This window comes from Mesorhizobium sp. M0166, from assembly GCF_040322255.1.
Classification (GTDB): Bacteria; Pseudomonadota; Alphaproteobacteria; order Rhizobiales; family Rhizobiaceae; genus Mesorhizobium.
Window position 1 is genome coordinate 71173 of record NZ_JAMYTD010000020.1, and the last position, 19278, is coordinate 90450.

Genomic DNA, 19278 nt, shown 5'->3' on the forward strand with positions numbered 1-19278 from the left:
GAAAGACGCGGCTGCCGGCATTAAGACCGGCCAGCCGCCTTTCTTCGTTAGGCGGCTCGAGCGGATGCGGCAACGGTCTTGCGCGCCGTAGAAAACATCGACCAGGAGTACATCGCCAGCGCCGCCCAGATCAGCCCGAAGGCTATGGCCTGAACGCTGCCGAACGGTTCGCCGAAAATCAGCACCGCGATCAAAAAGACGATTGTCGGCGCGATATACTGCATGATGCCGATGGTGGAGAGGCGCAGCAGCCTGGCGCCGAATGCAAACAACAGCAGCGGCACGGCGGTGACCGGGCCGCAGCCGATCAGCAAGGCGGTGTCGTTCAGCGAGCTGGAGACGAAATGATCCTGTCCTGTGGCGATCAGGAAGATGATGTAGCCGAGTGCCGGCACCGACAGCAGCAGCACTTCAAGCAGGAAGCCCTGGCTCGGGCCGATCGGCAGGGTCTTGCGGAAGAAGCCATAGGCGGCAAAGGAAAAGGCCAGCACCAGCGACACCCAGGGCAGCTTGCCGGCGTCGATGGTCAGCACCGCGACCGCGATTGCCGCCAGCACCACCGCCGCAATCTGCAGGCGGTCGAGCCGCTCGCCGAGGAGCAGAGCGCCGACAACGACGCTGACCAGCGGGTTGATGTAGTAGCCGAGCGCGGTCTCGATGGTGCGGTCGACCGCGATCGCCCAGACATAGATGCCCCAGTTGACCGAGATCAGCGCCGCCGTCAGCACCGCCATCGAAATGATGCGCGGCGAACGAACTGCCGCTTTGAAATCGGCAGTGCGGCCGGCCCAGACCAGGACAGCGGCCGCGATCGGCACCGACCAGACGACGCGGTGGGCGATGACCTCGGCCAGAGGCAGATGAGCGACAGCCTTCATATAGAAGGGCAGCAGCCCCCAAAGGAGGTAGGCGCCGAGGGCCAGCAGGAAGCCGCGACGAGCTTTGGTGTCGGCCTCGATTTGAAGTGCTTGGGCAGTCATGGCCCAAGGCTATGCGCCAGCGGCTTGCCCAAAACCATCGCAAATTGCTGATGGATCAATGGAGTCTCGCTGATGGTTCAACGCTATTCCGCCGCTGCCAATCCCGCCATGTCGCGGTTCTTCATCAGCTTGTAGACGATCGAATCCATCAGTGCCTGGAACGAAGCATCGATGATGTTTTCGGAGACGCCGACCGTCCACCAGCGCGCACCGGTGCCGTCATGCGATTCGATCAGCACGCGGGTGATCGCCTCGGTGCCGCCATTGAGGATACGCACCTTGAAGTCGGCCAGCTCGAGATCGGCGATCTCGCTCTGGAATTTGCCGAGATCCTTGCGCAGCGCAATGTCGAGCGCGTTGACCGGGCCATGGCCTTCGGCGACCGACATCTTCTCCTCGCCCTCGACCAGCACTTTCACGATCGCCTCCGAGACCGTCTTCAGCTGGCCGTTGGCGTCGAAGCGGCGCTCGACCATGCAGCGGAACGAGGTGACGCGGAAGAATTCCGGCAGGCCGTGCAGCATCTTGCGCGCCAGAAGCTCGAAGCTGGCGTCGGCGCCTTCGTAAGCGTAGCCCTCCGCCTCACGTTCCTTGACTACAGCGATCAGAGCGTCGAGGCGATGGTCATCCCGGGGCATGTCGATGCCGCGCCGCTTCAGCTCGGCCAGGAAATTGGCCTTGCCACCCTGGTCCGAAACCATGACACGGCGGCGGTTGCCGACAGTCTCTGGCGGCACATGCTCGTAGGTCGCCGGCTCCTTGGCGAGCGCCGAGGCATGGATGCCGGCCTTGGTGGCGAAAGCGGAGGCCCCGACATAGGGCGCCTGCGCTTCGGGCGCGCGGTTCAGCAACTCGTCGAAGGCGCGGGACAGGCGCGATATACCGGTCAACGTCTCTGCCGAAATGCCTGTAGCAAAGCGGCGGGAAAAGGCCGGCTTCAACGCCAATGTCGGCACGATCGAGATCAGGTTGGCGTTGCCGCAGCGCTCGCCAATGCCGTTCAGCGTGCCCTGGATCTGGCGCACGCCGGCCTCCACGGCGGCAAGCGAATTCGCCACCGCCTGGCCGGTGTCGTCATGGGCGTGGATGCCGAGATGGTCGCCCGGTATGCCGGCCGCGATCACCTTTTCGACGATGGCGCGCACCTCGGAGGGCTGCGTGCCGCCATTGGTGTCGCACAGCACCACCCAGCGCGCGCCGGCATCGTAGGCCGTCCTGGCGCAGGCCAGCGCATAATCGGGGTTGGCCTTGAAGCCGTCGAAGAAATGCTCGCAGTCGACCATCGCCTCCTTGCCGGCCGTGAGCGCCGCCTCGACCGAGGCCTTGATCGCCTCGAGGTTCTCCTCATTGGTGCAGCCGAGGGCGACGCGGACATGGTAGTCCCAACTCTTGGCGACGAAGCAGATGGCGTCCGACTTCGACTGGACCAGCGCGGCAAGCCCAGGATCGTTCGAGATCGACACTCCTGCTCGTTTGGTCATGCCAAAGGCAACGAACTTGGCATCGGCCGTGCGACGCTCGGCAAAGAAGGTGGTGTCGGTTGGATTGGCGCCGGGGTAGCCGCCCTCGACGTAGTCGATGCCGAACTCGTCGAGCAGCTTGGCGATGGCGATCTTGTCCTCGACGGAAAAATCGATACCCGGCGTCTGCTGACCATCGCGCAGCGTGGTGTCGAACAGATAAAGGCGCTCGCGAGCCATGGTCATTTCCCGGCAAACATGTCCGTTGCGCGGATCAGCCTGTCGAGGATGCCCGGCTCCGAATAGGCGTGGCCGGCGCCTTCGATCAGATGGAAATCCGCTTTCGGCCACGCCTGGTGCAGCGCCCAGGCATAGCGCGCCGGGCACGGCATGTCGTAGCGGCCGTGAACGATGGTACCCGGGATATCCTTAAGCTTCCATGCATCGCGCAGCAGCTGTCCCTCTTCCAGCCAGCCGGCATGGACGAAATAGTGGTTCTCGATGCGGGCGAAAGCCAGGGCATAATCATCCTGGCCGAAGGGACCACTGGTTTCCGGTTCCGGCAGCAGCGTGATCGTCTCGCCCTCCCACAGGCTCCAGGCGCGGGCGGCCTCGACCTGCGCCACAGGATCGCTGCCGACCAGCCGTTTGCGGTAGGCGGCCATCATGTCGCCGCGCTCGGCCTCCGGGATCGGCGCCAGAAACCGCTCCCACTTATCGGGGAACATCTCTGACACGCCGAACTGGTAGTACCATTCGAGTTCGGCGCGGGTCAGCGTATAGATGCCGCGCACGACCAGTTCGCTGACCCGCTCGGGGTGGGTCTCGGCATAGGCCAGCGCCAACGTCGAACCCCACGAGCCGCCGAACACCAGCCATTTATCGAAGCCGCACATTCTTCGCAGGCGCTCGATGTCGGCGAGCAGATGCCAGGTGGTGTTGGCTTCAAGCGAGGCATTGGGCGTCGATTTTCCGCAGCCGCGCTGGTCGAATAGGATGACATCGTACAGCTTCGGATCGAACAGCCGCCGGTGCTTTGGCGAAATGGAGCCGCCCGGCCCGCCATGCAGGAATACAGCCGGCTTGGCACCGCGGGTGCCGGAGCGCTCCCAATAAACCTGATGGCCATCGCCAACGTCGAGCATGCCGGACTCGAAAGCCTCGATCTCGGGATAGAGGGTACGGAAGTCGCTGCTCATAATTTCAGGCCCTGCTGCGGCCAGTTGGCCGTCTCGTGATCGGGATGCTGGAAGGAGATGATGGATTCCTGTCGCGCGTAGAAATCCGGGTCGTCATGGATCGGCGCGTCGAAGATCGTCTCGACCCAAGGCAGCCTCGCGGCGTAGTTGACCTGGATCTGCGGCGCCAGATCGGAACGGTCGTCGAAGGCGCCGATGGCGATCTCCAGCGCACCGGGCTGGCGGTAGGTCAGCGGTGTGCCGCAGCGGGCGCAGAAGCCGCGATCGATGTTGACCGACGACTGAAAGTAACTCGGCTCCTCGCGCACCCATTCGACGCCGTCGCTCGGCACTGTCACCAGCGCGCCGAAAAACGACCCGAACTGTTTCTGGCACATGCGGCAATGACAAATGGACGGCCGGCCGAGCGCCCCGTGGATGCGGAAGCGAACGGCGCCGCATTGGCAGCCGCCGGTACGAACGGTTTCGGTCATGATTTTTCCTCCAGCGGCCATTGTTCGGTGTCGTGGTCGGGATGTTGGTAGGAGACGAGATCGGCGAGATAGGAGGCAGACGAAACGTCGGCCATTGTCTCCTCACCGGGCAATTCGTGGACGTGATCTACGTAGGGGAGCTTGGCTTCGACACCCCATTGGATGGTCGGCGCGATCTCCTCGGGGTGGTCGAATGTGGCGATGGCGAGCGCCACGCCGTCGGGCGCTTCGAAGGTCAGCGGCGTGCCGCATTCGGCGCAGAAACCGCGCAAAGCCGCGTTGGACGATCGGAAGCGTTTGGGCTCACCGCGCGTCCAGTCCAGCCTTGCGCCGCGCACCGAGACCAGCGGCAGGTAGAAATTGCCGCTCGCCTTCTGGCACATGCGGCAATGGCAGACGGAAGCATCGCCCAGCGCGCCTTCGACGCGGAAGCGCACCGCGCCGCACTGGCAGCCGCCTGAATACACTGGTTTGTTGTCGAGGCTCATCGCGCATTACTCCGGAGCATGGCAGACCGCCTCGACATTGTTGCCGTCGGGATCGAAGACGAAGGCAGCGTAATAGTTGGGGTGGTAGTGCGGTCGCAGGCCCGGCCCGCCATTGTCCTTGCCGCCGGCGGCGATCGCCGCTGCGTGAAAGGCATCGACCTCGGCGCGGCTGCGCGCGGTGAAAGCGACATGCTGATGATCCTTCGGCTTGTCCTTGCCGGCATGCAGCCAAAACACCGGCCGGTCGCGGCCGTAGCCGCCGACCTTGGCGCCGCCGGTATATTCCTGCGGCACCATGTAAAGCAGCGAGGCGCCGAGCGGCGCCATCGCCCTGTCATAAAAAGCCTTCGACGCGTCGAAATCCGAAACGGTGATGCCGAGATGATCGATCATGGAACTGCCTCCCTTGCTGGTTCGTCGGTCCGCATTTCGGCGCTGGCCAGACCGGCCGCAATCACGATGTGCTGGCAGACATTGTCGATATCGCGAATGACGTCGTCATTCCAGAAACGCAGGATGGCCCAGCCGCTGGCCTTCAAGTAGGCGCTTCGTGCCTCGTCACGCTCGACGTTTTCGGGATCCGCGTGCTGGCTGCCGTCAACCTCGACGATCAAGCTGCGAGTCGGGCAGGCAAAATCAACGATGTACGATCCAATCGGCACCTGCCGGCGAAAGCTCAGCCCCATCAGCCGGTGCGCGCGAAGCTCATTCCAGAGCTTCAGCCCTGCGTCGGTCATAACGCGACGCATGGATTTTGCGTTCTTGCGCTGACGTGATGGAACGAGATCGTGACCCATCAAGCACCCTCGTCTTCGCGATTGGCGAAGTCATTGATGACAGCCAATCTCCCCCCCTTGCGGGGGAGATGCCCGGCAGGGCAGAGGGGGGTGCTGTCCCTCCAACCTATCAACCGGAGACGGCAACGCTCGCAAGAGATGACAGGAGCCAAAGTGGGCAAACCGAAACCTTGGCGTTCCTTCACACCCCCCTCTGTCCTGCCGGACATCTCCCCCGCAAGGGGGGAGATCGGCTGTCACCCGCGCCTCCGCCAATCTTGCAACGATGTCCAGCGCCACCCTCACCGCTTCACCTCCCAAGTCGTCACGCGTTCGCCGGTGACGGGGTCCTTGCCGTCCTTCAACTGGATGCCTTGCGCCAGCAACTCGTCGCGGATGCGGTCGGCCTCGGCCCAGTTCTTGGCGGCGATCAACGCGAGGCGTTTGGCGATCGCCTTGGCAATGGCTTCTTCATCCACCTTGGCTGTTTCGACATCGAAGCCGAGGAACAACAGCGATGCCTTCAGTGAAGCGGCAGCATCGTTGTCTTCGGCGGCTGCGTTGCCGCTACCAGCGTTGAAATCAACAGCATCGCCAGCCAACTGCGTCAGCAACTGGAATGCGGCATAGGTGGCAAGGTCATCCGACAGCGCTTCGATCACATCCGCCGGCACCAGCTTTGCCGTCGGCGGCGCCAGATCGGCCGCCCGCTTCCATTTGCGCAGCGTATTCTCCGCCTCTTCCAGCTTGCGCACGGAAAAGTCGATCGGCTCGCGATAGTGCGTCATCAGCATCGCCAGCCTGAGCACCTCGCCCGGCCATTTGCGGCCGCCAAAGGTATCCGTCTCCAGCAATTCGGTGATCGAATAGAAATTGCCCAGGCTCTTGGACATCTTCTGGCCCTCGACCTGCAGGAAGCCGTTGTGCATCCACACCTTGGCCATCGTTTCGGTGCCGTGGGCGCAACGCGACTGCGCGATCTCGTTCTCGTGGTGCGGAAAGATCAGGTCGAGACCACCGCCATGGATGTCGAACACTTCGCCGAGATAGGCGGCCGACATCGCCGAGCACTCGATGTGCCAGCCCGGCCGACCCCTGCCCCACGGGCTGTCCCAGCCCGGTTCCTCGGGCGAAGACAATTTCCACAGCACGAAATCCTGCGGGTTTTTCTTATGCGCATCGACGGCGACGCGGGCGCCGGCCTGCTGCTCGTCGAGATTGCGCTTCGACAACTGCCCGTAGTCCGGCATGGAAGCGGTGTCGAACAGGACTTCTCCAGCCGCGACATAGGCATGGCCGCGTTCGATCAAGCGCTGAATCAAGAAGATCATGTCGACCTTGCCGTCGGGCCTGGGCTCGACGAACTCGGTGGCGCGCGGCTCGACCGTCGGTTCCAGGCAACCGAGCGCCGCAACGTCCTTGTGGAACTGGTCGGCGGTCTTTTCGGTGACCCGCCTGATCGCTTCGTTCAGCGACAGCTTGCCAGAGGCGATCTCGCCGCCGAAATCGCGCAGTGCGCGGGCGTTGATCTTGTCGTCGACGTCCGTAATGTTGCGGACGTAAGTGACGTGCGCTTGCCCGTAGAGATGGCGCAGCAAACGGAACAGCACGTCGAAGACGATCACCGGCCGCGCATTGCCGATATGGGCGAAGTCATAGACCGTCGGGCCGCAGACATACATGCGCACGTTGCGCGGATCGATCGGGAAGAAATCCTCCTTGCTCCGCGTTAGCGTGTTGTAGAGGCGCAGGCTCTTCGATGCGTCAGACATACGTGCGTTCCCGGTGCGTACTTTGGCATGATCTTTTGGGATCGTGCTCTGGATGGAGTCGGTTACGCCGAGGCGCAAATCGGGGTCCAGCCTGCTGGCCGGGGCGTTTGTCCAATCTGGGAGGAGATGAGGCGAAAACGTCCAGGACCAGCGCGAGGCTAGCCGATAATGCAAATGCCACAAATGGCGAAAGACGTTCTCATGGCCGGCTTTATCGCCTTGCCCGGTGTTGCCGTCAAGTCGCTACCTTCGCCAAAAATATCGTTGGCTCACAGGAATTGAGCCGTTGAAACATTTTATTAAACAGGTCGGCACTGTCATGAAACATTCGCCGGCTAGATCAGCAAGCGTCACGATTTGGTCGGATTCGGCCAGCAAACGCGGACACGAAGACGTTACCAGGGAAGAGAACAATGCCTAAGCAAGAATCCAACCGCGCCAAGCAACCGGCGCTCGCCAGCCACTACCGGGCGATCGGCCCGGCAGCAATCGTCGCAGCTCTTCTGCACACCGCGAAGAAGAAGAAGCCGGCGCAGAAGATCGTTTCGCCGCGCGCTGCCTGACAATGCCGTCGGGAAAAGATTGAGGCGCTCACGGCGAACCAGTAATAGTAGCTTTGGCTAAAATAAACTCATCTGACTGTCGTTCGCGCCGGACTTCTGGCGCTTGACCTTCTCGGGCTCAGGCTCGACGACGCCCTTCTCCTGAATCTCCGGCCCGGTATTGGCGACCTTGTTGACGAGGTCGGAAACCGGGATCGCTTCGAAGAAATCGGGCTGGGCGGGTCTCAGCAGATCGGCCACATCGCGCGGCTCGAGCGTGCGGCAATCCAGCCAGCGCGCGAAATCCTTGGGATGGATCACCACCGGCATGCGGTCGTGGATATGGGCAGTATCGGCATTGGCGTGGGCGGTCAGAATGGCGCCGGTGTCCATTTCCGAGCCGCCCGGCTCGGCATAGGTCTCAATCAGCCCGGCGAAGGCGACAAGCCCGCCACGCCGTGGCCGCACCCAATAGGGCTGCCCTCTTCTGCCACCGGTTTGGTGCCATTCGTAGAATCCCGAAGCCGGCACCAGGGCGCGGCGATGGCGCATGGCAACGCGAAACGACGCCTTTTCCGAAGCCCCCTCAGAACGCGCGTTGAACAGCAGCGGGAAGTTACGCGTATCCTTGACCCAGGCCGGGATCAGGCCCCAGCGCACCAGCATCGAGCGGCGGTCGGGCAGGTTCGAGCCCGGCGCCTGCGGCAATCCGGCGAGCGCCACCAGCATCGGCTGCGTCGGCGCGATGTTGTAGCGGGCCGGAAACTCCTCAAGTTCCGCCAGGCCGAGAAAGGCGGCGGTCTGGTCCGGAGTGGCTGTCAAAGCAAAGCGTCCGCACATGAATTCAGCTCTCGAATTGGTGGCATGTGAAAGTGGCCATGGAACCCGCCTTTCGCAACCGCTAAAGCTGTTCGCCGATAGCCCGTCCACAACGGGCTGTGCCAATCGAGCGATCCTGAGCCCATGGAAGCACGCAAGATCATTCCAGCAGTCTCGGTCTGCGTCGCGCGCGAGGACACGGTGCTGCTGGTCAAGCGCGCCAGGCCGCCCTCGCAGGGCCTCCATGCCTTTCCCGGCGGCAAGGTCGAAGCCGGCGAGACGCTGGAACAGGCAGCACGGCGCGAATTGCTGGAAGAGACTGGATTGCTGGCGCGCAGCTACCGGCCGCTGCGGGAAATCCACATCGACGGCAGCGGCGACGGGCATCCGGTCGACTACTGGCTGACGGTGTTTGGGGCCGAGTATGCCGGCGGCGAGGCGGTGGCCAGCGACGACGCCGAAACCGCGGCTTTCTATACGCTGGCCGAAATGACAGCGATGCCGCTCGCCGATGCGGTGTTTGAAATTGCGGACGATCTACTCGGTCCCAACAAAGACGGCGAGACCTGAGCCAGAGAATCGCCTTGCAGGCGACAAATTGTTTCAGCACAAGGACTCATGAGCCGCACGTCTTCGTTTCTCGCCGCATGCCTCGCCATCAGTGTGGTTGTCGGTGCGCGCCCGGCGATTGCCGCCGAGGCCCCGTTCGAGCCCGGCCTGATGCGGCTGGCGGAAGTGCTCGGCTCGCTGCATTTCCTGCGTAATCTGTGTGGCGAGAAGGGAGACCGGTGGCGAGCCGAGATGGAAAAACTGATCGCATCGGAAAATCCGAACCCGGAGCGGCGCGCCCGCTTCATCGCCAGCTTCAACCGCGGCTACCGGTCGTTCGGCGGTACTTATACGCAATGCACGGCATCGGCGACGGAAGCTATCAGCCGCTACATGAAGGAAGGCGAGACGCTGTCTCGCGACATAGCCTCTCGCTACGGAAACTGACGGCGGCAGCTGCCGTTCCGGCAAACCGGCATCAAGCGCCGGTGCTGTGGGCGGCGGACGCGTTCGACACTTCTCCGCTTGCCTCGAGTGAGGTCTTGGTGCAAACCTGATGTTGCACTTTTGCAACTATGTTAACGAAACGTTAGCGCGCAGATGTGGAATTAACTCAAACTGAAGGTTTCCGTCCCCTTGGCCGTCCTAATCGGCTAAGTTTGAAACGGATCGGACGCAGGTTTGCCGGACGCGACAGAATTTGTAGAAGACGACCAAAAAAATGTCGCAATTACAAATACTTACTGCGCCTGCGTGTAAATAGGGACAACTCAAGCTTGATCCCTGTCCAACGGATCACCGCTTGAAAGGGTGGACATCGCAATGGAACATGGCGTCAACGACATCGACGCGCTGGTCAGGGAAGAAAAGCGCCTGACCGCCGTGGAAAGCCACAGCGAAGCCTGGGCAGAAGGATTGTCGGCCGGGATCGAGCCGGAAATCATCGCCGAGGCAGCCCTCGAAACGGCATTCGGCGAAATGCTGCGCACCAATGGCGAGACCTCGGCGCTTGCCCTGCTGGATCGCATGCGTGAAAAGGTGATTGCCGGCGCCTTCGAGCCCGAAAGACTGCGGCACTGACCCCGGTTCTTTGACGACGGCGCGCCGCCCGGACATCATGTCCGGGCACATGGATGGGCTGGAACCAGGGAGTAGCAGGCGGTGAATTTTTTGATATCAGGCAAGCCGCGCGGCCTGGTCCTCAGCATTTGGCTTACTGCTTCATGCGCCACAATTCCCCTTGCATTGCTTCTTGCGAGCAGTCCCGCTCACGCCCTCAGCGAGATCAAGCGCGAAGACCTGCCCTCGCCGGTCACGCCTCCGCCCGACGGCGACATGTCGCCGCCTGGAAGTACCGTGCCGATGCCCGGCCCGCTCGGCACGACGCCACCTGCAGCCAGCCAGCCGACTCCGTCCGACGAGCCGGAGCAAACCGAACCGAAAGGGCCAGCGGACGATGGCGGCATGGCCAATCCGCATGTCGATCCGGATGCGCCTGTGCCCGAAGTCGTCTACGACCTTGCCAAGTTGCCGGAACCGGTCAGGCGCATGCACGATCTGATCGTCGAGGCGTGCAAGAGCGGCGACATCGAAAGACTGCGGCCGCTGATTGGCACGGGTAACATGATGACCCAATTGTCGCTGGGCGACATGGAGGGCGACCCGATCGCCTTCCTGAAAGGCCTTTCCGGCGACACGGAGGGCCAGGAGATCCTCGCCATCCTGGAAGAGGTGCTCAATGCGGGTTTTGTCCATGTCGATGCCGGCACGCCGCAGGATCTCTATGTCTGGCCCTATTTCTTCGCCCTGCCGCTGGACAAGCTCGATGCCAGGCAGCGGGTCGAGCTGTTCAAGATCGTCACCGCCAGCGACTATGACGATATGAAGCAGTTCGGTGCGTACATCTTCTACCGAGTCGGCATCACGCCGACCGGACAATGGACGTTCTTCGTCGCTGGGGATTGAGTGGTTTAGCCTGGCCGTTATCGAGGCGGGGAGCTTAGCCCGCCAACGCCTCGGAAAACTCCACCGCCCTACCCTGGCCCGGCGCGACGATCTCGCCTTCCCACATCACGCGCCGGCCGCGAACGATGGTGCCGACCGGCCAGCCGGTCACCTGCCTGCCGTCATAAGGCGTCCAGCCGGCCTTGGAGCCCTGCTGGGCGTTGGCGATGGTCTCGCGGCGCTTCAGATCGACGATGGTCAGATCGGCGTCATAGCCAGCGGCAATACGGCCTTTCCTGGCGATGCCGAAAATACGCTGCGGGCCGTGGCTGGTCAGGTCGACAAAGCGCTGCAAGGTCAGCCGGCCGGCGTTGACATGGTCCAGCATGATCGGCACCAAAGTCTGCACCCCGGTCATGCCGGACGGCGACACCGGATAAGGCTTTGCCTTCTCGGCCAGGGTGTGCGGCGCATGGTCGGAGCCGAGCACATCAATGATGCCTTGGCCAACACCGTGCCAGATGCCGTCGCGGTGGCGCGTGGCGCGCACCGGCGGGTTCATCTGGATCAGGGTGCCCAACTGCGCATAATCATCGGCGCTCAGCGTCAGATGATGCGGCGTCGCCTCGCAGGTCGCGACATCCTTGTGCTGTTCGAGGAAGCCTATCTCCTCGGCGGTGGAGATGTGCAGCACATGGATCCGGGCTCGGACCTGGCGCGCGATTCGCACAAGGCGCTCTGTGCAGCGCAACGCAGCGATCTCGTCGCGCCACACCGGATGTGAGGACGGATCGCCCGCGATGCGCTCGCCAAGCCGCTCGCGCAGCCGGAACTCGTCCTCTGAGTGAAATGCGGCGCGGCGGCGTGTGTTCCTCAGGATCGAGGCAACGCCTTCGTCGTCCTCGACCAGCAGGTCGCCAGTGGACGAGCCCATGAAAACTTTTATGCCGGCCGCACCAGGCAGCCGCTCGAGATCGCCAGCGTCTTTTGCATTGTCGCGGGTCCCGCCGACCCAGAAGGCAAAGTCGCAATGCATGCGGCCGGTGGCACGCCGCACCTTGTCGGCAAGGGTTGCCTCACTGGTGGTCAGCGGATTGGTGTTCGGCATCTCGAAGACGGCGGTGACGCCGCCGAGCACCGCTGCCCGCGAGCCCGTCTCCAGATCTTCCTTGTGCTCCAGGCCCGGGTCGCGGAAGTGCACCTGGCTGTCGACGACTCCCGGCAGGATGTGCAGCCCACGGCAGTCGATCGTCTCACCGGCCGACGCCTGGCGGAGGTCGCCGATGGCAGCGATGCGCCCACCATTGATGCCGACGTCGCGAAAACCCTGGCCGTCGTGATTGACCACGGTGCCGCCTGTCAGGATGAGATCGTAGATGGGGGCCATGCGGATCCGGTCTCTTGCGGGGGAAGTGCCAGCGGCTTACGTAATGGCCGATAGTTTTGCAAGATCAGGCTCGTTTTCCCACCATGCCCTTTGCCTCGCTCAGAGATCGCGCACTCGTTTCCGTGTCCGGGCCGGATGCCGAGCACTTTTTACAGAACATCCTGACCACCGACCTCGACGTGCTCGGCAGCAGCGAAGCAAAGCCCGGCGCGCTGCTAACGCCGCAAGGCAAGGTCCTTTTCGACTTCCTGATCTCGCGCGCCGGCGAAAATGCTTTCCGACTTGAATGCCGTACCGAGACCGCCGATGATTTCATGCGCCGGCTGACGCTCTACAAATTGCGCGCCAACGTCCAAATTGCCAAGGTGGATCAGCCGGTTGTGGCCGTCGCATGGGGAAGCGATTCAACCACTTCGCAATTTGAATCAGCCCCGTTTGCCGATGCGCGGTTTATCGATACTGCCGTCAAGCGCTTCTATGATGACACCGCAGATGGCGGCGACCTTGCCGAATGGCAAGCCTTTCGCATCGCCCATGGCATTGCCGAAAGCGGTGCGGACTATCAACTCGGCGACGCGTTTCCGCATGACGTGCTGCTCGATGAGATCGGCGGTGTCGGCTTCAAGAAAGGCTGCTACGTCGGCCAGGAGGTCGTCTCGCGCATGCAGCATCGCGGCACTGCCAGGCGCCGGATGTTGATTGTCTCGGCCGAACGCCCCTTGCCTACTTCGCGCGCAGAGTTGACCGTGGAGGGGCGACCGGTCGGCACGCTTGGCTCGACCGCCGGCAGGACAGGCCTTGCGATTGCCCGCATCGACCGGGTCAAGGCAGCGCTCGACGCCGGCCAGCCGATCCTGGCGGAGGACGTCGCCGTGTCGCTCGCTATCCCGTCCTGGGCGAAATTCAGCTTTCCGCAGGAAGCCGTCGGCGCGGAGGACGCCTGATGGCTGCCGATCGCGCCGGGGCGCCGCCGCGCGCCTGGCAACGTATGCTGTCCGGCCGCCGGCTCGATCTTCTCGACCCCTCGCCGCTCGACATCGAGATCTCAGATATCGCTCACGGCCTTGCCCGCGTCGCGCGCTGGAACGGCCAGACCAGAGGCGAGCACGCCTTTTCGGTCGCCCAGCATTCGCTGCTGGTCGAAACGCTTGTCGGCGAGCTGATGCCGGATGCCGACGCCGATATGCGGTTGGCGGCGCTGCTGCACGACGCGCCGGAATATGTCATCGGTGACATGATCTCGCCGTTCAAATCCGTGATGGGCGGCAGCTACAGGGATTGCGAGATTAGGCTGCAGCGCGCCATCCATCTGCGCTTTTCACTGCCGGCGGAAGTCGACGCGGGGCTGCGCAAGGAAATCAAGCGAGCGGACCAGATCGCCGCTTATTTCGAAGCGACGCTGCTTGCGGGATTTTCGACGGCAGAGGCGACCGAGTTCTTCGGCAGACCGCGCGGTTTCAACGCCGAGCGCTTCGATGTCACGCCGCGCTCGGTGACCTGGGCGCAAAATGCCTTTCTCAAGCGCTTTGCGGCGATCGAAAAGTCGCGACGCCAGACTGCCGTTCCAGCCGGCTGAAAACGGTAAATTAACCGGCAGGGACAACAGTGCCGTGGTTAACCATGGTCCATAGGCTTGCCTCATGCCCGTTGCCGGTATCAAGGCTGGTTCATCCGTCCGCCGACGGAGGGCCAAAGGCGTTGGTCTGCCGCGACGGATCGAAGACGAACTGCGCGAACAGAACGAGCGTTTTTCGGCAGCGGTCGAGAACATGTCGCATGGCCTGTGCATGTTCGATGCCGATGAACGGATGATCATCTGCAACAGGAACTACATCAGCATCTTTCGCCTCGACGCCGAAGTGGTGCGGCCTGGCATCCGGTTTTTCGACATCCTCCAGCACAGCGTGGATATCGGCATCGCCTCGCAAAGCGCTGAGCAACTCTATGCCATCCGCAAGCCCTATATCGACCAGGCAAAACCTTCCACCTATGAGGAAACGCTTGCGGACGGGCGCATCGTCAACATTTCGCACCGGCCGCTGGCGTCAGGCGGTTGGGTATCGATCTACGAGGACATCACCGAGCAACGGCGCGCCGAGCAGGAGTTGAAGGAGCAGCACCGCCGTTTCGACGCGGCACTTGCCAACATGTCGCAAGGCCTTTTGATGTACGATGCGGATGGCAAGCTGATCGTGCGCAACGAACGTTTCCTGGAACTTTATCATGTCAGGCCGGCCGACTTCCCGCTTGGCATGAGCCATCATGATGCGTTCAAGCGGCTGCTGGAACTGGGCATTTACACAAAGCTCGACCCCGACAGCGAAATCTCGCAAATCGAAGCCTGCCTGCGGGCGGGGAAAACACACGTAACGCATCGCCATCTCGCCGACGGCAGGACGCTGTTGGTTGCACGCCGGCCGATGAGCGGCGGCGGCTGGGTCGCGACGTTCGACGACGTCACCGAGCGCAGGCGCGTGGAAGAGCGCATGACCCATCTTGCGCACCACGACACACTGACCAACCTGCCCAATCGCTCTATGCTTCGCGAACGGCTGGACCAAGCCCTCAGCGAGACGACAAACGGATCGCTGGCGATATTCTCGCTCGACCTCGACCACTTCAAGGCAGTCAATGATAGTTGGGGACACCCCGCCGGCGACTGGCTGCTGAAATGCGTGGCCGAACGGCTGCAACGGTGCCTGCGCAATGAAACGGACGTTGTCTCCCGCTTCGGCGGCGACGAATTCGTCATCATCCAGTTCAATCTCAAAAGCCCGGGCGACGCGGAAAAGCTGGCCAAACGCATCGTCGAGATCATCGGAAAGCCGTTTCGCGACAAGAGACACGACATGCGCGTCGGCATCAGTCTCGGCATCGCGCTGTTTCCGAGTGACGGCAAGGACGCCGACACTTTGCTGAAAAACGCCGATATGGCGCTCTATCGGGCAAAGAGCGAAGGGCGCAACCTCTACCGCTTCTTCGAACCAGCCATGGACGCGATGGTGCGGGCACGCCGGGCGCTCGAAATCGATCTTAGGGCAGCGCTGTCGCGCCGCGAATTCGAGCTGGATTTCCAGCCGATCATGAACATCGCCTCCGGCGAGATCGTCGGTGCCGAAGCCTTGATGCGCTGGCGTTCGCCGGTGCGCGGCCTGGTACGGCCGGACGACTTCATTCCGGCCGCCGAGGAGACCGGGCTGATCGTGCCGCTTGGAGAATGGGCGCTGCGAAAAGCCTGCACGACCGCGGCAGGCTGGGCGCCTTGGCGCATCGCAGTCAATGTCTCCGCCGTGCAGATCAAAAGCGGTACCTTTGCCCGCAGCGTCATTTCGGCACTGGCGTTCTCGGGCGTGCCGGCCAACCGGCTTGAACTGGAAATCACCGAAACGGTGCTGATGGACGAGAGCGATCTGGTGCTCAAGACACTCAGGCAGCTACGCGATCTGGGCGTCCGCATCGCACTGGACGATTTCGGCACCGGCTATTCCTCGCTGGGCTACCTCAGGCGCTTTCCCGTCGACAAGATCAAGATCGATCGTTCCTTCACTAGCGATATCGACAGCCCCGATACCGCGGCGATCGTGCGCACCATCATCGGGCTTGGCGCACAGCTGGGCATCACCGTCACCGCCGAAGGTGTCGAGACCGAAGCGCAGTTTGAATTCCTGCAAAAGGAGGGCTGTGTCGAGGCTCAAGGCTATTTGATCGGCATGCCGTCAAATGCGTCGGACATCAACCGGCTGCTGAGGTCGAGCGCGACGATCAGGCAATCCGGCTGAGTACGGCAGCCGGGCGAGCCGGCGGCTCAGCCTGGACATCTGCCATCAATACATATTTCTCGTCGAAGCGCGCAGGTCAGAGGTGCCCGCTCAATGCCTCCACCATATCCTTGTTCGTCGCCACGGGAACGATCTCGAATTCGACCAGATCGGCCCATTCGATGACCCACCGCTGCAGGAGCGTGACGTCAGCGGCCTCCACCAGCAGGAAGCAGCGGCTCATATCCGCTGCGATCCAGCTGTGGTGCACGACAAGCGCGTCCGGCTTCAGGCGGCCCTGGTCGCGGAAACGGCGGTAGATCTCCTTGCGGTCGCAGCCGCGAAAATCCTCGGTTACGAAGAACAGCATCTTTTTTGCCCTCAGTTCGGATATTATCGCCCCGGCCGGTCCAGCCGCTCCAGGAACCACTGCGTTAGCCGCACCCAGACCTCGTCTTTCTCGCCGGAGTCTTCCCAGCCGTGGTCGAGGTTGGGGTTATCGTTGACCTCGATGACGAAAACGCCGTCCCTGGTTTCTTTGAGGTCGACGCCGTAGAGGCCGTCGCCAATGCAGCGCGCCGCGCTCACCGCCGTCTCGACGACATGCGCCGACGCTTCCTTCAGGGTGAAGGTCTTGATGCCGCCCTGGTCGGGCTTGCCGTTGGCCTTATGATTGACGATCTGCCAATGTTTCTTGGCCATCAGATAATGGACGGCAAACAAAGGTTGGCCGCCGAGGACACCGACGCGCCAGTCATATTCCGTCGGAATGAATTTTTGCGCAATCAGGAGGTCGGAATCTTCCAGCCATTCGGTTGCGAGCGTCTTCAACTCTTCGAAGGTGCCGCATTTCTTGACGCCGCGCGAAAACGAGGAGTCCGGGATCTTCAACACCAGGGGGAAGCCCAGTGTCTGCGCCGCAACTTCCAGATCCGAGATGCCGGCTATCATCACCGTCGGCGGCACCGGTACCTTGTTGTAGGTCATCAGCTCGTTGAGATAGACCTTGTTGGTGCAGCGGATCATCGACAGCGGATCGTCGATGACCGGCATGCCTTCCTGCTGGGCGCGGCGGGCAAAGCGGTAGGTGTGGTTGGAGATCGAGGTGGTCTCGCGGATGAACAGCGCGTCGTAGTTGGCGAGCTTGGCCAGATCCCGCTTGGTGATCGGCTCGATTTCGACACCCATCTTTTCAGCGATCTTGGCCCAGTGGCGCAGCGACGAAATCTCCGACGGCGGCAGTTCCTCATGCGGATCGACCAGCGTGGCGAAAGTGTAGCGCGCCGGCGTGCGGCCTTTGGTGTCGCGCCACTCGCGGTTGGTATAGGTTTCCAGGCACTGGAGAAAGTGCGTTTCCTCGTCCTCGGTCATCCTGGCCAGGGGATGGAAGCCTATCTTGCGGATCGAGGCCCATTCGGCGCTGTCCCTGATGTGGACCTCGAGCGCCGGGGCACGAAACCAGTCGAACAGCAGCTTGGCGAAGCGGTCCCAGATCCTGGACGGTCCGATGCCGAAGAAGATGCAGACCTTCTGCGGGAAGGCGCCGCCCAGGTCCTTGCGGCACTTGTTGAGTGCGAGTTCGAGTTCCGGTAACGCGTGCTCATAGAGCTTGCGCTCCGACAGGTCGATCATCGTTTCGACCGTCGGGATGACCTTATGGCCGCGCGAACCGGCAAGCAGCGACGCGTAATAGCCGCGGCTCTGGTAGCCGTAATTGTTCGACAGGTTGATGACCTTCGGCCGCTGACCGCGAAACAGTGCCGGATGGGCAAGGTAGTCGCGATTGGTGATGATCTTGTGCGGCGTCGCCACCTGGTCGAGATCGTTCTGCCGGCCGGTAAGGATGACCCAGGTCATTGGCTATCGCGCTTTCCGAGAGTGATGGCGGCGCGCAATCCGTCGCGGCCGAATTGCGCCATGTTCATGAAGATGCCGTAAGGCACGGGAATGTTGGCAGCATCGAGGATCGTCTCCTGCCGCTCGTCCTCGACCCAGGGGTCGTGGATCAGGATATGATCGCCGTCGTCACCGATGGCCAATACCCAGTGCGGAACCTTCTTGCCGAACATCAGGAAGCCGCTGATCAGGACCAGCACCAGTTTTCCCTCTGCGATCGCGGTACGAATGTCGTCAAGCCCGAATGGACGGTAATTCACCGGGATGCCGTAAAGTTCCGCGCGGCGGCGAAAGTCGACCTGCGCCAGCTCCATGACCCGGCGCTTGTCCTCGCTGCGCACCGACTGCAGGAACAGCGCTCCGTAGAAAGAGACATAGATCTCAGCAGCAAGCCCGCTCTCATAGCCGGCGACGGCCAGCCCGAATGGTTCGCAGCCGCCCGGCCCCGACATCATGAAAACGGTCGTCGCCTCACGCCACAGCCGGATTTCCATCACCGGGTCCGGCACGAATCCGGGGCCGAAGTAAGCCATCGCCATCATCAGACAGCATGGTCCGCAGGTGAATTCGCAAGTCTGCTGATAAAACGGCACTTCGGTGGCGACCGGAATGTCACCGCGCAAGGTCTTTTCATAGCGCAGTGCCGTGGCGCCATCCTCGTAATAGTCCGGTTCGCGGCCGATCTTGCGGTAGCCGCTCTGCTCGTAGATCTGGATCGCGCGTGGGTTGTCCTCGCGGACTTCCAAACGAAGCATCATGCGGCCGTGCTCGAAAGCGGCGGCCTCGGCCTCTTCCAGCAGCAGCCGGCCAACGCCGCGGCCGCCGAAAAATGGACCGACGGCGATCGAATAAAGCCGCGCGACGCCGCTGCCCTTGCGAAACAGCACGACTGCATAGCCGGCGACGCGGCCATCGTTTTCGCCAACCAGCAGTTCGGCGGTGTCGCGTTCGATCAGTTGGCGAAAGGAGCGGCGAGAAATGCGATCGCTCGAAAAAACGGCTTTTTCGATGGCGGCGAGGTCATCGACGTCGGACGCGCGGGCCTTGCGAATCTCGGCAGGCATGCGGGCTCAGAAAACCTCGATTGGGTTGTGGAAAAGGCCCTAGACTAAACATCGGTCACACCAGCCGAAGTGCCAGCATTCAGCAAGCGCTATCGCACCTCGATTAGGGCCGAATTGTGACAGTTTTGACGGCAGGCAGGTCGCGCAAAGGCTTTGGACGACCACCGTGTT

General features: G+C 62.3%; 21 protein-coding genes. 8 read left to right on the forward strand and 13 right to left on the reverse strand.

Annotated elements, in window-relative coordinates:
• Window positions 1–47 precede the first annotated feature (47 nt).
• From rarD to cysS, 8 genes are all read right to left on the reverse strand, one after another.
• A complete protein-coding gene (rarD, locus tag NKJ46_RS21370) occupies window positions 48–980 on the reverse strand; it encodes an EamA family transporter RarD (protein WP_352667286.1) in 933 nt (310 codons plus the stop codon).
• A gap of 83 nt (window positions 981–1063) precedes the next feature.
• Entirely contained in the window at window positions 1064–2686 is a 1623-nt protein-coding gene (gene cimA / locus NKJ46_RS21375) for a citramalate synthase (protein ID WP_352667289.1), read from the reverse strand.
• Complete coding sequence (gene pip, locus NKJ46_RS21380; protein ID WP_352667291.1) at window positions 2683–3639, reverse strand: prolyl aminopeptidase; 957 nt, start codon at window positions 3637–3639, stop codon at window positions 2683–2685. The genes cimA and pip overlap by 4 nt, the downstream gene beginning before the upstream one ends.
• Window positions 3636–4112, reverse strand: coding sequence for a GFA family protein (locus NKJ46_RS21385; protein WP_352448982.1), 477 nt, complete (start codon window positions 4110–4112; stop codon window positions 3636–3638). The genes pip and NKJ46_RS21385 overlap by 4 nt, the downstream gene beginning before the upstream one ends.
• Window positions 4109–4600, reverse strand: a complete 492-nt coding sequence (locus NKJ46_RS21390; RefSeq protein ID WP_352667293.1) for a GFA family protein — start codon at window positions 4598–4600, stop codon at window positions 4109–4111. Before NKJ46_RS21390 ends, NKJ46_RS21385 begins: the two co-directional genes overlap by 4 nt.
• 6 nt (window positions 4601–4606) lie before the next feature.
• Window positions 4607–4993, reverse strand: a complete 387-nt coding sequence (locus NKJ46_RS21395; RefSeq protein WP_352667296.1) for a VOC family protein — start codon at window positions 4991–4993, stop codon at window positions 4607–4609.
• Entirely contained in the window at window positions 4990–5397 is a 408-nt protein-coding gene (locus NKJ46_RS21400; RefSeq protein ID WP_352667298.1) for an endonuclease domain-containing protein, read from the reverse strand. The genes NKJ46_RS21395 and NKJ46_RS21400 overlap by 4 nt, the downstream gene beginning before the upstream one ends.
• Window positions 5398–5678: 281 nt before the next feature.
• Complete coding sequence (gene cysS, locus NKJ46_RS21405) at window positions 5679–7148, reverse strand: cysteine--tRNA ligase (RefSeq protein WP_352667301.1); 1470 nt, start codon at window positions 7146–7148, stop codon at window positions 5679–5681.
• Between the two features lie 413 nt (window positions 7149–7561).
• On the opposite strand from cysS, the gene NKJ46_RS21410 reads away from it, so the two are divergent.
• Window positions 7562–7711, forward strand: a complete 150-nt coding sequence (locus NKJ46_RS21410; protein WP_023677745.1) for a hypothetical protein — start codon at window positions 7562–7564, stop codon at window positions 7709–7711.
• Between the two features lie 57 nt (window positions 7712–7768).
• Here NKJ46_RS21410 and NKJ46_RS21415 read toward each other — a convergent pair whose 3' ends face one another.
• Window positions 7769–8530 (reverse strand): SOS response-associated peptidase, encoded by a 762-nt coding sequence (locus NKJ46_RS21415; RefSeq protein WP_352667303.1) that lies wholly within the window; start codon window positions 8528–8530, stop codon window positions 7769–7771.
• 123 nt (window positions 8531–8653) lie between these two features.
• On the opposite strand from NKJ46_RS21415, the gene NKJ46_RS21420 reads away from it, so the two are divergent.
• The 4 genes from NKJ46_RS21420 (at window position 8654) to NKJ46_RS21435 (ending at window position 11023) form a co-directional block, all read left to right on the forward strand.
• Entirely contained in the window at window positions 8654–9079 is a 426-nt protein-coding gene (locus NKJ46_RS21420) for an NUDIX hydrolase (RefSeq protein WP_352667306.1), read from the forward strand.
• A gap of 48 nt (window positions 9080–9127) precedes the next feature.
• Window positions 9128–9505: a TIGR02301 family protein gene (locus NKJ46_RS21425; RefSeq protein ID WP_352667309.1), complete on the forward strand. Its 378-nt coding sequence runs from the start codon at window positions 9128–9130 to the stop codon at window positions 9503–9505.
• Window positions 9506–9880: 375 nt separating this feature from the next.
• Complete coding sequence (locus NKJ46_RS21430) at window positions 9881–10138, forward strand: hypothetical protein (protein WP_023677749.1); 258 nt, start codon at window positions 9881–9883, stop codon at window positions 10136–10138.
• Between the two features lie 81 nt (window positions 10139–10219).
• A complete protein-coding gene (locus NKJ46_RS21435; protein ID WP_352667312.1) occupies window positions 10220–11023 on the forward strand; it encodes a hypothetical protein in 804 nt (267 codons plus the stop codon).
• 34 nt (window positions 11024–11057) lie between these two features.
• Here NKJ46_RS21435 and NKJ46_RS21440 read toward each other — a convergent pair whose 3' ends face one another.
• Window positions 11058–12389, reverse strand: coding sequence for a dihydroorotase (locus tag NKJ46_RS21440; RefSeq protein ID WP_352667314.1), 1332 nt, complete (start codon window positions 12387–12389; stop codon window positions 11058–11060).
• 83 nt (window positions 12390–12472) lie between these two features.
• Here NKJ46_RS21440 and ygfZ point away from each other — a divergent pair, with 83 nt between their 5' ends.
• The 3 genes from ygfZ (at window position 12473) to NKJ46_RS21455 (ending at window position 16168) form a co-directional block, all read left to right on the forward strand.
• Window positions 12473–13333, forward strand: coding sequence for a CAF17-like 4Fe-4S cluster assembly/insertion protein YgfZ (gene ygfZ, locus NKJ46_RS21445; RefSeq protein WP_352667317.1), 861 nt, complete (start codon window positions 12473–12475; stop codon window positions 13331–13333).
• Window positions 13333–13965, forward strand: coding sequence for an HD domain-containing protein (locus NKJ46_RS21450; RefSeq protein WP_352667319.1), 633 nt, complete (start codon window positions 13333–13335; stop codon window positions 13963–13965). Before ygfZ ends, NKJ46_RS21450 begins: the two co-directional genes overlap by 1 nt.
• Before the next feature lie 64 nt (window positions 13966–14029).
• A complete protein-coding gene (locus NKJ46_RS21455; RefSeq protein WP_352667322.1) occupies window positions 14030–16168 on the forward strand; it encodes a putative bifunctional diguanylate cyclase/phosphodiesterase in 2139 nt (712 codons plus the stop codon).
• 76 nt (window positions 16169–16244) lie between these two features.
• Here NKJ46_RS21455 and NKJ46_RS21460 read toward each other — a convergent pair whose 3' ends face one another.
• From NKJ46_RS21460 to NKJ46_RS21470, 3 genes are read right to left on the reverse strand one after another with little or no spacing between them, the layout of a single operon-like run.
• Window positions 16245–16517, reverse strand: a complete 273-nt coding sequence (locus NKJ46_RS21460; protein WP_352566187.1) for a DUF3303 domain-containing protein — start codon at window positions 16515–16517, stop codon at window positions 16245–16247.
• Between the two features lie 23 nt (window positions 16518–16540).
• Window positions 16541–18004, reverse strand: a complete 1464-nt coding sequence (locus NKJ46_RS21465; RefSeq protein WP_352667325.1) for a RimK family ATP-grasp domain-containing protein — start codon at window positions 18002–18004, stop codon at window positions 16541–16543.
• Window positions 18001–19107: a peptidase C39 family protein gene (locus NKJ46_RS21470; RefSeq protein WP_352667328.1), complete on the reverse strand. Its 1107-nt coding sequence runs from the start codon at window positions 19105–19107 to the stop codon at window positions 18001–18003. The genes NKJ46_RS21465 and NKJ46_RS21470 overlap by 4 nt, the downstream gene beginning before the upstream one ends.
• Window positions 19108–19278: the final 171 nt, after the last annotated feature.